The organism is Pseudoalteromonas piscicida (genome assembly GCF_002208135.1).
In the GTDB taxonomy this organism is placed as follows: Bacteria; Pseudomonadota; Gammaproteobacteria; order Enterobacterales; family Alteromonadaceae; genus Pseudoalteromonas; species Pseudoalteromonas piscicida_A.
The window spans coordinates 355,001-370,114 of the sequence record NZ_CP021646.1 but is presented as its reverse complement, the minus strand read 5'-3'; the positions used below and the strand labels follow the sequence as shown (position 1 = coordinate 370,114).

14 protein-coding genes, 2 rRNA genes and 2 pseudogenes (1 of these 18 running past the window's edge) are annotated in these 15,114 nt (G+C 42.8%); 2 read left to right on the top strand and 16 right to left on the bottom strand.

Going from position 1 to position 15,114, the window contains the following annotated elements:
* The 9 genes and pseudogenes from B1L02_RS01735 to B1L02_RS01695 all read right to left on the bottom strand — a co-directional run bounded on the left by B1L02_RS01735 (position 1) and on the right by B1L02_RS01695 (position 7,135).
* A complete protein-coding gene (locus B1L02_RS01735; RefSeq protein WP_088529685.1) occupies positions 1-522 on the bottom strand; it encodes a chemotaxis protein CheW in 522 nt (173 codons plus the stop codon).
* Positions 519-2,609 (bottom strand): chemotaxis protein CheA, encoded by a 2,091-nt coding sequence (locus B1L02_RS01730; RefSeq protein WP_088529684.1) that lies wholly within the window; start codon positions 2,607-2,609, stop codon positions 519-521. Before B1L02_RS01730 ends, B1L02_RS01735 begins: the two co-directional genes overlap by 4 nt.
* An 18-nt stretch (positions 2,610-2,627) precedes the next feature.
* Positions 2,628-2,990, bottom strand: a complete 363-nt coding sequence (locus B1L02_RS01725) for a response regulator (protein ID WP_010378447.1) — start codon at positions 2,988-2,990, stop codon at positions 2,628-2,630.
* Between the two features lie 9 nt (positions 2,991-2,999).
* On the bottom strand, positions 3,000-3,272 hold the full coding sequence (locus tag B1L02_RS01720) for an STAS domain-containing protein (protein WP_088529683.1): 273 nt from the start codon (positions 3,270-3,272) through the stop codon (positions 3,000-3,002).
* 155 nt (positions 3,273-3,427) lie between these two features.
* Positions 3,428-4,021, bottom strand: a complete 594-nt coding sequence (locus B1L02_RS01715) for an SCO family protein (protein ID WP_088529682.1) — start codon at positions 4,019-4,021, stop codon at positions 3,428-3,430.
* Positions 4,018-4,917, bottom strand: a complete 900-nt coding sequence (gene cyoE / locus B1L02_RS01710) for a heme o synthase (RefSeq protein WP_088529681.1) — start codon at positions 4,915-4,917, stop codon at positions 4,018-4,020. Before cyoE ends, B1L02_RS01715 begins: the two co-directional genes overlap by 4 nt.
* A pseudogene (locus B1L02_RS01705) lies at positions 4,901-5,913 on the bottom strand (COX15/CtaA family protein). Before B1L02_RS01705 ends, cyoE begins: the two are co-directional and overlap by 17 nt.
* 9 nt (positions 5,914-5,922) lie before the next feature.
* A complete protein-coding gene (locus B1L02_RS01700; protein ID WP_088529680.1) occupies positions 5,923-6,414 on the bottom strand; it encodes a transmembrane cytochrome oxidase associated protein in 492 nt (163 codons plus the stop codon).
* Entirely contained in the window at positions 6,407-7,135 is a 729-nt protein-coding gene (locus B1L02_RS01695) for an SURF1 family protein (RefSeq protein ID WP_088529679.1), read from the bottom strand. The genes B1L02_RS01700 and B1L02_RS01695 overlap by 8 nt, the downstream gene beginning before the upstream one ends.
* Positions 7,136-7,147: 12 nt before the next feature.
* Here B1L02_RS01695 and B1L02_RS01690 point away from each other — a divergent pair, with 12 nt between their 5' ends.
* Positions 7,148-7,444, top strand: coding sequence for a DUF2909 family protein (locus B1L02_RS01690; RefSeq protein ID WP_088529678.1), 297 nt, complete (start codon positions 7,148-7,150; stop codon positions 7,442-7,444).
* Here the strand turns inward: B1L02_RS01690 and B1L02_RS01685 are convergent.
* From B1L02_RS01685 to lexA, 5 genes are all read right to left on the bottom strand, one after another.
* Complete coding sequence (locus B1L02_RS01685) at positions 7,350-8,225, bottom strand: cytochrome c oxidase subunit 3 (RefSeq protein ID WP_088529677.1); 876 nt, start codon at positions 8,223-8,225, stop codon at positions 7,350-7,352. The two genes, B1L02_RS01690 and B1L02_RS01685, sit on opposite strands and share 95 nt — an antisense overlap.
* On the bottom strand, positions 8,215-8,793 hold the full coding sequence (locus B1L02_RS01680) for a cytochrome c oxidase assembly protein (RefSeq protein ID WP_088529676.1): 579 nt from the start codon (positions 8,791-8,793) through the stop codon (positions 8,215-8,217). Before B1L02_RS01680 ends, B1L02_RS01685 begins: the two co-directional genes overlap by 11 nt.
* Positions 8,793-10,367 carry a cytochrome c oxidase subunit I gene (gene ctaD, locus B1L02_RS01675; protein ID WP_088529675.1) on the bottom strand — a complete coding sequence of 525 codons (1,575 nt, stop codon included), beginning with the start codon at positions 10,365-10,367 and terminating at the stop codon, positions 8,793-8,795. Before ctaD ends, B1L02_RS01680 begins: the two co-directional genes overlap by 1 nt.
* Complete coding sequence (gene coxB, locus B1L02_RS01670) at positions 10,367-11,509, bottom strand: cytochrome c oxidase subunit II (protein ID WP_088529674.1); 1,143 nt, start codon at positions 11,507-11,509, stop codon at positions 10,367-10,369. Before coxB ends, ctaD begins: the two co-directional genes overlap by 1 nt.
* A gap of 360 nt (positions 11,510-11,869) precedes the next feature.
* Entirely contained in the window at positions 11,870-12,484 is a 615-nt protein-coding gene (lexA, locus tag B1L02_RS01665; RefSeq protein ID WP_088529673.1) for a transcriptional repressor LexA, read from the bottom strand.
* A 245-nt stretch (positions 12,485-12,729) separates the two neighbouring features.
* Here lexA and B1L02_RS01660 point away from each other — a divergent pair.
* Positions 12,730-12,921 (top strand): annotated as a pseudogene (locus tag B1L02_RS01660) (transposase); the annotation flags it as partial.
* Positions 12,922-13,183: 262 nt separating this feature from the next.
* Here the strand turns inward: B1L02_RS01660 and rrf are convergent.
* Positions 13,184-13,297 (bottom strand): 5S ribosomal RNA (gene rrf, locus B1L02_RS01655).
* A 190-nt stretch (positions 13,298-13,487) separates the two neighbouring features.
* Positions 13,488-15,114 (bottom strand): 23S ribosomal RNA (locus tag B1L02_RS01650); it runs 1,257 nt beyond the window's last position.

Sequence of the window (15,114 nt, the reverse complement as noted above, 5' to 3'; positions counted from 1 at the left end):
TTATCCCCCGACAACCAATTGCTCATTCTGCTTTACTTCAAGATCTAATATCTTCTTCAAATTTAAAAGTACGACCATTTTTTCACCAACATTGACAAGTCCTTGTACAAATTGACTATTTTCCGAGTCTTGAAAATCTGGCACATCCTTCGCTGTTTCTTCATTGATGCTGTATACATCAGACACAGCATCAACAACTAGCCCCATAATTTTTGTTGCCTCCTTTATTACAACAGAAACAACAATAACCACTGTTAGGGCTCCATATTCGATCTGTGGTAAGCCAAATCGAACCCTTAAATCTATGATTGGCACTATCGTGCCACGTAAATTAATTGCACCGTTCACATACTTAGGTGAATTTGGAATAGCCGTAACTTCTTCCCACCCTCTGATTTCCTGTACGGCTAAAATATCCATGCCGTACTCTTCGCCCGCCATCATAAAGGTGAGAAATTGTGTATCACCATCTCTGTCAGCAAGCATGACTTGTTCGTTAATCGAAGCTTTTTCAGTGATCACGACACCACCTCATCTAGCGCTTGTTCTACCAATAACTCTTGGGTTCCTGGACGCTTTAAGCCACTTAGTTTGATAAGGCCACTAATATCAACAATTAAAGAAACCCTGCCATCACCTAAAATTGTCGCACCTGAAATCCCATTCACTTTCTGATAGTTCGCTTCGAGACTTTTAATAACGACTTGCTGTTGAGCCAATAAATCATCCACCAGCAACCCAACTTTATGATTGTCACTCTCAACGACGACTAACAGCGTTTTATCTAATTCTTCTATTGCACCATCATGGTTAAAGAGTTGATATAGCCTTAGAATTGGTATGTATTCATCCCGCAACCTAAGCACCTCTAGGCCATTACCTACTTTGCTCACTTTCTTAATATCTATTTGTAGGGACTCAACAATAGAAATAAGTGGAATAATGTAGGTATGCTTAGCAACTTTAACCAATTGGCCATCAAGAATGGCAAGCGTTAAAGGCAATCTAATTGTAAAAGTTGAGCCAATCCCTTTTGCTGAAGTCACTTCAACGCTGCCGTTTAATGCTTGAATATTTCTTCGAACAACATCCATACCCACACCACGACCGGAGATATCACTCACCTCATCAGCTGTTGAAAATCCGGGTCTAAAAATAAGCTCATTAATCTCTTCAATAGTCAGCTCATCGTTTGCTTGAATTAGGCCGTTGGCAATTGCTTTACTTTTTATTTTTTCGGTATTCAAGCCCCTGCCATCATCCATGATTTCAATCACAATATTCCCACCTTGGTGGAAGGCATTTAGTGTCACCGTGCCAACGGGGTCTTTGCCTGCTTTTATTCTGTCTTCCGGTGTTTCTAAGCCGTGATCCAGAGAGTTTCTGACTAAATGAACCATAGGATCGGAAATTTTTTCCATCACGGTTTTATCTAATTCTGTTTGCTCTCCCAGCAATTTTAATTCTACCTGCTTATTCAACTTCTGTGACGTATCTCTTACTAAACGGGGAAAGCGGCTGAAGACGAAACTAATAGGTAGCATCCTGATACGCATTACATTTTCTTGTAAATCACGCGTATTGTGGGCTAATTGAGCGAGCCCTTCTTGCATTGCAGCAAGCGTATTCTCTGTCGGTTCTTGTTCGCCCAATTGAGTCAACATAGCTTGGGTAATAACCAACTCCCCTACCATATTGATAAGCGAATCCACTTTGTCAATCCCAACCCGAATCGAAGTCGATTCAGCCGGTTTCTTACTAGTCTCAGACTTGGCTTTTGCCTTTGCAGCTACAGGCGTTTTAGGAACATCAATATTTTGAATTTCGTTGTTTGAAGCTTCTTCGCTCTCACACTCTGGTTCTGATATTGCAGAAACACTCACCCCACCTTCAAACAAGCCACCACATAAAGTAATAGAAATTTCGGCATCATCCTCAACCCACTCGAATACTTCCTTAACTGCCGATTCAGGATGACTGGTTGTTAGGTATAAACGCCAGCTTAGGTAGCAATCCTCTGGATTGAAGTCATCTATTTCTGGTATTGCATCACAAAACGCATGAGTTTCTAAATCCCCCAATTCTGACAGCTCACTCAGCATATAAAGTGGCTCGTTACCGGTTTTAAATAAATGTGGGAGTGGTTTGAAGTCAATTTGATAAGTTTGAGATTCTTGCCCGTGAGGTGCGCTATCGACAGTGTCTGAGCTCACACTCTCTTTACCACCTAAAATCTCCTCGAATTTAACTTTCAATTCATTCGCATTGGAAAGATCTGGCTCTTCTTCAGCTTGTAATGCCGTTAGTAGGGCTCTTAAACAGTCAACTGATTGAAGCAATAGGTTGACATGTTCAGCGGTCAACTGCCGACGCCCATCCCTGATCTGATCGAGTAAGGTTTCCAATACATGCGTGAAGTTAGCGACAGAAGTAAAGCCAAATGTTCCACTGCCACCTTTTATGCTGTGTGCTGCGCGAAATATAGTATTGATCGTTTCTGAGTCTTCATGGCCTGGCTGCAAATTCAGCAACTCAGCTTCCATTATGTCTAGCCCTTCAAAGCTCTCTTCAAAAAAGACATCAAAAAATTGGCTCAAATCAATACTCATATCGACGCCTCTCTGTCTCTATCTTATGACTTTTTTCAATACCGCTAGTAGTTGTTCTGGGTTGAATGGCTTAACTATCCAACCTGTTGCTCCCGCCGCTTTACCTTCAGTTTTTTTATCTAACCCGGACTCAGTTGTCAGCATTAGTAAAGGGGTAAACTTATAGTTGGGTAAACTGCGCAGCTCTTTAATAAGCGTGATCCCATCCATTACAGGCATGTTTACATCAGAGATTACGGCATCGAACCCTTGTTGTTTGGCGATAGATAGCGCTTCACTGCCATCTTTCGCTTCTGTGACATCAAAACCTGCTTTTTTCAAAGTAAAGCCAACCATTTGGCGCATTGACGCCGAATCATCCACAGCTAAAATCTTTTTCATATTCACCTCTTAATTTTCAATACTATGGAATAAATAATGGGTTAATCCCAACTCATTGACCGCCTGCGCTAGAGCGTCGCTTTCACCATGCCATACAATTTTATGCTCTAACGAAAGTAGGTGCTTTTGTACGGCGCATAGCAGTTGTATAGATGCAGTGTCGGCCCTTTGCACTTCACTAACATCAATCGTGATGTCTGACGTTTCCATAGAGTCTTGGAAAATCTGATGATACAGGCTTTCCACGTGGTTAATCGCCATTTCAGGTGGAAGTTTCAACATGAGCTGAAGACTATCCTTGTAAAAATTAGTAATAAAATTAGCTTAGACCGTGATGGTAAAAATGCCACAAAGATTGATTAAAAATCCGCAAATAATTAAAGCGTTAGAGGTAAGATAGTGCAGCGACACTGGGATCAACCAGTGTCGATATAAGACTAATTGATGATCTTTTCTAGGTCGGCGAGAAGTAGTTTTTCATCGATTGTAGGGACAGCTCCAGCTGTATGTGTAGGTTTGAAAATAGCCTCAAGCTGACCTTTTGGGTTAATTAATGCTACAGATGCACTATGATCAACATAATACTCTTCTGTCTGTTCCTGATTTATCGCGTAGATTAAACCGAGATCTCTCACAAAAGGAAATAGAGCAGCGTGCTCAGCAGAAACCGCTTTAAAAGAAGGATCAAAGTGCTTGATGTAGGCCAAACGCTTCTCTTCAGTATCCCGGTTAGGATCAACCGAAACAAACCATACTTGCAGGTCACCTTTGTTTTTTATGGATTGATATACATGGGTTAATTTCAATAGCGTCATGGGACAAACATCGGGGCAACTCGTGTAACCCAAAAATAGTAAATTCCATTTATCGGTAAAGTCTTCGTTTGTGACTACCTCACCGTATTGATCCTTTAATTCAAATGTTTTAACGTCCTTAGGCTTAGGGTACCAAACCACTTTTTCTGATACATCTGGCGCAGGTCCACAACCAAACAAAATTAACATAGAGACAATTACGAGTAATTTTTTCATATAAATGCTTTATCCACAAAGAGTGCAATGAACACTATCAAAAGATGCCAGATAGAGAAATAAAATACCCTCATAGCATACTCTAAACTATTTGTTTTCATAAGCTTTGTGGCTTTGTAGATAAAAGCGACATTTGCCATGCCTGAGACAAGCAAGTAGATCCAACCAGACATTCCCACCAAGTAAGGTAGCAAACAGACTAAAGTCAAAATGATGGTATAAAATAGCACGCAGAGTTTTGTAAATTCGTTTCCATGCGTTACTGGTAACATAGGAACCTCAGCTTTTTCGTAATCTCGTTTACGAGCAATAGCCAATGCCCAGAAGTGAGGGGGCGTCCAAGCAAAGATGATCATTACTAACAACCAAGGCTCAGCACCAAGTTGACCTGTCTCGCTGACCCAACCTAACAGAGGAGGCATCGCTCCTGCTAATCCTCCTATGACTATGTTTTGGGGTGTTGCGCGCTTTAACAATAACGTATAAACCACTGCATAACCGAACAGCGCAGCTAGTGTAAGTAGCGCACATAATTGATTGGCGAAAATAGTTAAAAAAGCATAACCGGAAATTGCTAGGCCCGTTGCAAAAATTAGGGCTGATGATACAGAAACAGAGTCTGTCGCTAGCGGGCGATTCCGTGTTCGCGCCATCTTTTTATCTATTTCTCGATCCACGATATGATTTACAGCCGCTGCACTACTTGAAAGCAACCCAATGCCCATCAAACTCATAAATTGTGCCAATAGTGTTTTATCACTTTGCGGCGCTAACATCATGCCAACCCAAGCCGTAATTACCAACATGCATACTACTTTGAACTTACATATGCCAAAGTAGGCCTTGAATAGCGTAGTTGCTTTTTGGAGCTCTGATAAATTAGTTAATTGATACATTTCTTACCCCTATTTTTTGCGCCAAGCTAATAAAGAAGCACAATCTCACCATTGCTAATAACACCATGGCTGCCATAAAGTTGTGGAATAGTGTTAACAACAGAGGAAATTGGAAGTGTACTATTGCAGCCCCCACAAAAACTTGTACAGAAACCAAAGCTAATACGACCAGAGCAGAGTGTCGGAGTACTTGGTTTTGACCAGCTTTAAGTAGTGGCCAACATGCTGCAAGTAGCATTAAAACAGTAATAACTGCCCATACCCGATGAATAAAGTGAATGGATACTCTGGATTCGAATGGTAATACTCCAAACTCATAAGTCGCTGAAGCCTCTGGAAGAGCAAATAAACTCTGCCAAGAGAAAAGCTGAAGATTGTCACATAGTGGCAACCCAGTACAGTGTGGGGCAGCATAATTGGCGGCGAGCCATCCGCCAAGCGCTATTTGTATAATCAACACACCAAGGGCCACATAACATAAGCGGCTAATAAGCCTTGTTACGCTGGCAGCGATAGTGTTGTATTTAAGTCTTAAAACCAATAACACCAGCAAAGCAAGAATACTAAATCCCCCAGTAAATGTCCCATCACGATGACTGGCTGTAGATTCATCGTCACTGTCCACATCCCGAGCGCTCCCTGAAATAGCACAAGCATTAGCAGTAAGTAATAGTGACGATTAGGGCCGTCCAATTTTGTCTTGCTGAACAGTTTCACACACGCGAGTACTAAAATAAGTAATCCAAGAAAGCTGGCAAAATAACGATGGATCATCTCAATCCAGGCCTTTTCCGCTTCCACTTCTAAATGTGGAAAACTATCCTTTGCAGCAGAGATCTCATGGGTTTCATTTGGTACCGTCAAAAAGCCATAACACCCCGGCCAATCTGGGCACCCAAGACCCGCATCACTTAAACGTGTAAAGGCGCCAAGTGTTACTACAATTATCGCAACGAAACAGGCAAACATTGCGATCCTTATTCTTACCTTAGACATATTTACCTCCTAACTTGAGCGAGAGTAGTTCAATAGTTTCTTCAGATCACTCAGTAACCCTTTTTGCACACGTCGCATTTCTGCTAAGTTCGCTGCTGGTGCATACTTAAGTACAAACAACCCAGATTTATCAACCAAATAAAGATAGTTATCGTCTAAATGGTTGACATATATCGGCAAAGAAGTTGCGTGCTCAATGTCTTTCTCATTTTGCTCCTGTAACACCACAAGCGACACTTTCTGCTGGTTTTTCCCAAGTGCTAAATACAAATTGGGCAAGCTATCTAGTAGCAAAGAACATTGCGTATTGCACTGCTTCGGTCGCTGATAAACAATACTCCACTCGGTATCTAAAACTAGCTCTGACTGGCGAACCTCCTGACTTAAAAATTCACCGTGATTAGTCGTGCCATGAGGTATCCAGCCAACTTTCAGAGCGACAAACGCCAACAGCAAGGGTAATATGAATAGTCCTATAAACCACATCGCACTTTTAGACATTTTTATTTTCCTTTTTTGAAAGCTTCCAGCCAATAACCATCGCAGCGAAGGCTATAAGCAACCACTGTACCGCATAGGCCTCATGTTTCTGCGGTGACATTACTACAGGCTGATAATGAGGGTCTGTCCCAGCAAGTTTGTTTTGAGTCATGTAAGCGATTAAAGGTAAAAGAGGTTTATTTAATTCTGCAGATAAGTAATTAATATCAATGTACTGGATCACTGGTTGTCTTGTCACCTCGTCTGCAGCAGACTTTGCCAGGGTAAATCGCTTATTTGCACTAGATTTGATATAAACAGGTAGGGAAACAATGGCTGCAGGAGGTGAGAAAGCGGTAGGCACACGACTAGCTTGCTGTGGTACAAAGCCCAAATTAACAGCCAGATATTCGTCAGTTTCGGCAATTTTAAGAATACCAATTACATCAAAACCGACTCGGCCTTTTACAACTTGATTATCTAAATACCAAACCGCCCCGTCTACAAAGCTCCCTGTTATCGACACCTCAGCATTAACATATTGAGTGAGAGGCTGGGCCGTTACTTGCTGTTCATTAGTAACGTTTTGCGCTTTTTTATTCTCAATTTTTTGCTGCAGCACATGTTTTTGTTGTGCTCTTTGCCACTGCCAATAAGAAAGCGAGCCACATAAGAGTACAACGATTAACGCTGCCAATATGGGGGTTTTTGATCTACCCTTAAAAAGTGCACCTAAATCCACCGGACACCCCTTATGATTAAAATTATTATTGTTGTATTACTACTACTCGTTTTTTTAAATCTATTTAGGGCTATGCTAGTCATGCTCAAATCAGAGCAACAAGAATCAATGGCTAAGCTACTGCAAAAAAGAGTGTATGCTTCAATAGCTGTTGTACTTCTAATCTGCCTTGCCGCTCAATTTGGCTTTATAAAGCTTCACTCTTCACCCGTCGTTACAATACATAAACAAATACAAACAGACACAGCCAAACAACATCAACAAAATGCCAATACCAGGCCCCTGCCTGAAAAGCAAAGTGGTTCTTAGCGCTAAAATGACCCTTTAATACCCTGATCCATATAACAAAAAGAATGATTGCACCAAGTGTGACATGAAAGCCATGAAACCCTGTCAGTAGAAAGAATGTATTACCGTAAACCCCCGACTGAAGAGTTAATCCAAGATCTTGATAGGCGTGAATATACTCTTCCACTTGTAACGTTAAAAATGCAACACCAAGTAGTACCGTCAATCCCAAGAATGCCTTTACTTTCGCCCTTTGCTCTTTCTCCAACGCAACATGGGCAAAGCTAAGGGTTACTGATGATGCTAATAGAATAATCGTATTGATAAGCGGAAGTCCCTGCCAACCCATAGCTTGAGTCACAGTTCCATCCGGCGTTGTGAGCAGTGGCCATACAGCTTCAAATTGAGGCCATAAAACCTCATTGGTACTGGCATTATTACTTGCACCACCTAACCATGGCACAGCAATCATTCGTGCATAGAAAAGCGCTCCAAAGAAAGCGGCAAAAAACATAACCTCGGAAAAGATAAACCACCCCATTCCCTGTTTAAACGAGCGATCCATTTGGGCAGAATATAATCCGGTTTGAGATTCTTGAATAACATTCCTGAACCAACCAAAAACCATATATATCAGCACTGTAATACCCACGAGCAGTAGCATTACTCCACTATTACTGGTTGATTTAAGTTGAATAATCGTTAAGCCTGCGCCAACAGCGATAAAGAAAAGTGCAAAAGCCCCGACGATTGGCCATGGACTTTGCTCTGGCACGTAATATTTTTCTTGTTCATGGTTCATATTTGAACTCCTCTCGAGCGGCTAGCATATTCAGTCCATCACTGTCTTGTTTACTAACTCGCTCTGTAATATCAAACAACGTATATGAAAGCGTGAGTTCTTCAACATCACTTGGGAGCTCAGTATCTACATAGAACCTCAAGACAAACTCCACTTCTTCTTTGCCTTTCATTGGCTGCTGATCAAAACAGAAGCAGGCCATTTTGTGTAAATACTTTGCAGCTTTTCCAGGGGACACCGAAGGGATCGCTTGTAGCACACGCTCACTATCACTCAAGTTTTTTGCAATAAATTTTACATCGGTTAGCTTTCCGGGTTGGACACTAACCGAATGGTCGACTGCATCTACCTTAAATGGCGCCTGACTTTGACTATGCGTTGTAAAGCTCACCTCCACTTGTCGACTTTGTGCAACTGACTCGCTCTGCTTCGCGACTTCCATAGACGGCTTACCATTAAGGCCTGTTACATCACAAAAGACGTCGTATAGAGGAACCAATGCAAAGGCAAAAGCAAACATGCCTAGCGTCAACAAGATAAGCTTCTTAAGCAGGCGTCCATGTTGCATCACTTAATCTCCGGTGGTGTTGAAAAGGTATGGTAAGGAGCTGGAGATGGTATTTGCCACTCTAATCCCTCAGCCCCATCCCACACTTTTCCAGGAGCCTGCTCTCCACCTTTTATACATTTATAAACCACTGCAACAAACAACAGTTGAGAAAGACCGAAAGCAAACCCTCCGATACTAATGATCGCGTTGAAATCAGCGAACTGTAGCGCATAATCAGGGATCCGCCTTGGCATGCCAGCAAGACCAACAAAGTGCATTGGGAAAAACAACACGTTCACACTAACCAAGGAGAGCCAAAAGTGAAATTTAGCCAATTTGATATCAAACATGTGCCCCGTCCACTTTGGTAACCAATAATATGCGGCAGCCATTATTGAGAACACGGCCCCCGTAACTAACACATAATGGAAATGCGCGACAACAAAGTAAGTGTCGTGATATTGGAAATCCGCAGGTGTAATCGCTAACATCAAACCCGAAAATCCACCTATGGTGAAAAGTACGATAAAGGCAATGGCAAAAAGCATGGGTACTTCAAAGCTAATGGCACCTCGCCACATTGTAGCCACCCAATTAAAGACCTTAACGCCAGTAGGCACTGAAATGAGCATAGTTGCATACATAAAAAACAACTCACCAGCTAAAGGCATACCCGTTGTAAACATATGGTGAGCCCAAACGACGAACGACAGCAGTGCAATTGATGCGGTTGCATAAACCATCGATGCGTAGCCAAACAATTTCTTTCTTGAAAACGTCGGTACTATCGTAGAGATTATGCCGAAGGCAGGTAATATCATGATATACACTTCAGGGTGACCAAAGAACCAGAATATATGCTGGAACATAACTGGATCACCACCACCTGCTGCATCAAAAAAGCTCGTTCCAAAGAATTTATCGGTCAATACCATAGTCACAGCGCCAGCGAGTACGGGCATAACAGCAATAAGAAGAAATGCAGTTATCAACCAAGTCCAAACAAACAAAGGCAACTTCATCCATGTCATACCTGGAGCTCTAAGATTGACGATAGTCACGATAACATTGATAGCACCCATAATAGAGCTAATGCCCATTATGTGGACCGCAAAAACAAAAAATGCAGTGTTATCATTGCTGTACGTTGTAGATAGTGGCGCATAAAAAGTCCAACCGAAAGCGGGCCCACCACCTTCCAAAAACAATGACATCAGTAAAATTGCAAATGCAAAGGGTAGTATCCAAAAACTCCAGTTATTCATTCTCGGTAGCGCCATATCAGGAGCACCAATCATCATTGGGATCATCCAGTTGGCAAGACCAGTAAATGCGGGCATTACTGCGCCAAATACCATTATTAGTCCATGGACTGTCGTCATTTGATTAAAAAAATGCGGATCTACAAGCTGTAACCCAGGTTGGAAAAGCTCGGCTCGGATCACCATAGCCATAGCACCGCCAATTAAAAACATGGTTAGTGAGAACAATAAATACAGTGTTCCAATGTCTTTATGATTGGTAGTAAACAGCCAGCGCTTTAAGCCTTTTGGAGCTGTATGGTGTGAATGTTCTTCTACAATGGCACTCATTACTTACCCTCCTCTAATGCATCTATCTCACGCTGTATTTGGCTTGGCTGAATAACATCGCCCGTGTCATTACCCCAGCTATTTCTTTTATAGGTAATAACCCCAGCGATCTGCTTGATTGTTAATTGCTTTGCGAAGGATTGCATAGCAGTACCAGGTCGACCTAAAAGCAAAATATCTATATGATCTTTTATATCTCCAGTAACAACTTTACTCCCTTTCATTGCAGGGAAGACACCTGGTAGCCCAAGCCCCGTGGGTTGATGGCAAGCTGCACAGTAAGCCATGTAAGTTTGTTCGCCGACCTCCATCAACTCTTCTTTCGAAAGAGTTTGTTGGGCTACAGCTTGTGACTCAGCTTCCGCTTTTGCTTTTTCGGCTTTCGCGTCACTGAGCCACCTATCGAATTTATCAGGGCTTACAGCCTCAACGACAACTGGCATAAAGCCATGATCTTTGCCGCATAATTCGGCACATTGTCCCCTGTATATTCCTTCATCATTTACTTTAGTCCATGCCTCATTTATAAAGCCTGGATTGGCGTCCTTCTTCACCGCAAAATCGGGCACCCACCAAGAATGGATGACATCATCTGAGGTCATCAAAAAGCGAACTTTCCTATCGGTGGGAATAACTAAATGCTTATCAACTTCAAGTAGGTAATTTTCATTTTTTTCTTTAAGATCACTAATTTCATCTTTCGGAGTAGAGAGCAAAGAGTAGAACTCAACATCATGCCCCATATACTCATAGTGCCATTTCCACTGAGAGCCTGTGACCTTAATGGTCAGATCAGCTTTACTCGTGTCTTCCATTGCAATAAGCGTTTTTGTGGCTGGTATTGCCATACCAATGAGTATCAGGAAGGGAATTGCAGTCCAAAGTATTTCCACTTTGGTACTTTCATGAAATTGCGCTGCAACAACGCCTTTTGACTTTCTGTGTTTTATAAGCGCCCAAAACATAATCCCAAATACAATCACTCCTATGACACAACATATTAGAAATATGGTCATGTGAAGCTCATACACTTGATGACTAATGTCTGTAACACCTTGCCTCATATTGTAAGCGCTGTTAGCAAGTGAGGGCATGGCGATTAGCACTGCGATGAATGCTACAACTAATCGACAAATTTTCATTTGACGTCTCCTTCAAGACAACTCGTGGTTGTCTTTTGTTATTATTGGATGACTGTCATATTGTCTATTTGTACATAGACTTACTGCACGACTATTAACCAATTAGTCAAAAAACAACCAAAATGCAAGATTTTTGAGAAGACTAACTTTAGAAGCAAAACTGGGGATTATCGGGAGTAAAACGAAGAATGGTGAAAAATAGTATATAAAGATCAGAAAGCTAAAAATATTGCTAGATGAATAAAGTCACTATAATCACCTTACTTTCACACAGTTAGAAAAGTTAATTATTCCTTTCTAAACAAAATATAGTTTAAGCAAGCGCAACTTTATATTTAACGCTACGCTTGCTTTCATAAACTACATCCAGTCAGCGCTTCTAATCACACCTACGGCTAGCCCTTCAATGGAGAAATTTTGATGCTCAAGATCCACTTCAATCGCTTTAAACTCTTCGTTCTCAGCATGCAGAAAAACTTTCTTTCCTTTCTTTTCAAGGCGCTTGACAGTCACATCCTCTTCAACACGAGCAACTATCACTTGCCCATTTTCCGCCACTTGGGTTCTGTGAACCGCTAGTAGATCCCCATCCATAATGCCAATGTCCTTCATACTCATACCATTAACCCTCAAAAGGTAATCTGCATTAGGCTTAAAAAAGCTCGCATCCACATTACAGTGACTTTCTACATGTTGTTCCGCCAGTATGGGTTCGCCAGCTGCAACACGGCCGATAATAGGTAAGCCAAGTTGCTCAGATTCATCCTCTACAAGTCTGATGCCTCGGCTTGCTCCTGGAACCATTTCAATAACTCCCTTTTTCGCAAGCGCTTTTAGATGCTCTTCTGCTGCGTTTGCACTCTTAAAACCCAAAGCATCAGCTATTTCAGCGCGAGTTGGAGGCATGCCAGTATCTTTTATGAATACTTTTATTAATTCAAAGATTTGTTCTTGTCGTTTCGTTAGAGGACGCATTAACTGGTGTTCCATACAGTAGTTTATTTACTGTAAGTATATACAGCTCAAAAAAAATCGCAAATGTTTCTTTATTCGCCATATTTTAAGTGTATTTGTTGATAGCTAACGAAGATATTCTGAACACATGTACTCGCACTTGGAACGACTTTATTAGCGATACTCAACATGTTGTGATCGATATGTGCTCTAGAGAGTGCGGCTTCTAGTGGGAAAAACTTAAGATGGATTGGTATAATTGGTATTATTCACCAGAGCTGAACCCAATAGAGCAAGTATGGAGTTGGCTGCGTCAGCATCATTTAGCGAATCGTTGTTTCAAAGGTTATGAAGATATTGTTGAGAGTTGTAGTGAGGCTTGGAATGACTTTGTATCATGTACAAAACGAGTGGTTAAAATGTGTCAACGTGACTGGATAGAGGTGGGAAAAAGTTAAGATGGATTGGTATTATTCGCAGTTTTCGCGCAATTGGAGCTAAGTTTTCGCCCGCGGCATCATAAAAGTGTTTTGCAATATCTTTATACCGTACTCTCCCGTTAAGGGAGAGGAGTCCATACATCTCCTACCATGTTGCACTGTGCTGATGCTGTGGTAGGAGCGAGTTTACCTCGCGATGTGTTGATTGGCTTGCGAGGTTTTCTATACCCCAAACAGCAAAAAACCCGTCGCATCTCTGCAACGGGTTTCTCTTATTTGGCCCTGGCGATGTTCTACTTTCACATGGGTAATCCACACTATCATCGACGCTGTTTTGTTTCACTTCTGAGTTCGGCATGGGGTCAGGTGGTTCCAAAACGCTATAGTCACCAGGAAAACTGGGGGCAAATGTCTAATGACATCGTGCCTCGCACGAGCATTCCATTTGCGCAAGGTGAACCGATTTCGCGATACCCTGAGGTTGGTCACCTTGTTTAATTCTTAAATCCGGAAAAAGCTTATTAAATTCTTTTGTCTACTTTAGTCTATTAACTTCTGTCGCTTATAAACCACTTTGGCGTTGTATGGTTAAGCCTCACGGGTAATTAGTACGAGTTAGCTTAATGCCTCACAGCACTTCCACATCTCGCCTATCAACGTTGTAGTCTTCAACGGCCCTTCAGTTGACTCTAAGTCAAAGTGAGAACTCATCTCGAGGCTCGCTTCCCGCTTAGATGCTTTCAGCGGTTATCGATTCCGAACGTAGCTACCGGGCAATGCAATTGGCATCACAACCCGAACACCAGCGGTTCGTCCACTCCGGTCCTCTCGTACTAGGAGCAGCCCCTCTCAATTCTCAAACGCCCACGGCAGATAGGGACCGAACTGTCTCACGACGTTCTAAACCCAGCTCGCGTACCACTTTAAATGGCGAACAGCCATACCCTTGGGACCGACTTCAGCCCCAGGATGTGATGAGCCGACATCGAGGTGCCAAACACCGCCGTCGATATGAACTCTTGGGCGGTATCAGCCTGTTATCCCCGGAGTACCTTTTATCCGTTGAGCGATGGCCCTTCCATTCAGAACCACCGGATCACTATGACCTACTTTCGTACCTGCTCGACGTGTCTGTCTCGCAGTTAAGCTTGCTTCTACCATTACACTAACCGTACGATGTCCGACCGTACTTAGCAAACCTTCGTGCTCCTCCGTTACTCTTTGGGAGGAGACCGCCCCAGTCAAACTACCCACCAGGCACTGTCCTCAACCCCGATTCAGGGGCCTAAGTTAGAACATCAACACTACAAGGGTGGTATTTCAAGGTCGGCTCCACACAAACTAGCGTCTGCGCTTCAAAGCCTCCCACCTATCCTACACATGTAGGGTCAATGTTCAGTGCCAAGCTGTAGTAAAGGTTCACGGGGTCTTTCCGTCTAGCCGCGGGTACACAGCATCTTCACTGCGATTTCAATTTCACTGAGTCTCGGGTGGAGACAGCGTGGCCATGGTTACACCATTCGTGCAGGTCGGAACTTACCCGACAAGGAATTTCGCTACCTTAGGACCGTTATAGTTACGGCCGCCGTTTACCGGGGCTTCGATCAAGAGCTTCGCCTAAGCTAACCCCATCAATTAACCTTCCGGCACCGGGCAGGTGTCACACCGTATACGTCATCTTACGATTTTGCACAGTGCTGTGTTTTTAATAAACAGTCCCAGCCACCTGGTCACTGCGGCTCTCGTTTGCTTACAGAGCAAGTCTTTCACAAACAAGAGCGTACCTTCTCCCGAAGTTACGGTACAATTTTGCCTAGTTCCTTCACCCGAGTTCTCTCAAGCGCCTTAGTATTCTCTACCTGACCACCTGTGTCGGTTTAGGGTACGATTCAGTATAAACTGAAGCTTAGAGGCTTTTCCTGGAAGTAGGGCATCAACAACTTCACCACCTTAGTGGCTCGTCTCGACTCTCAGCCTTAGCAACCCGGATTTTCCTAAGTCACCAGCCTACAGCCTTTCACATGGACAACCAACGCCATGCTTGCCTAGCCTGCTCCGTCCCCCCATCGCATTCATACCGAGTACGGGAATATTAACCCGTTTCCCATCGACTACGCTCTTCAGCCTCGCCTTAGGGGTCGACTCACCCTACCCTGATTAACATGGGATAGGAACCCTTGGTCTTCCGGCGGAGGAGTTTTTCACTCCTCT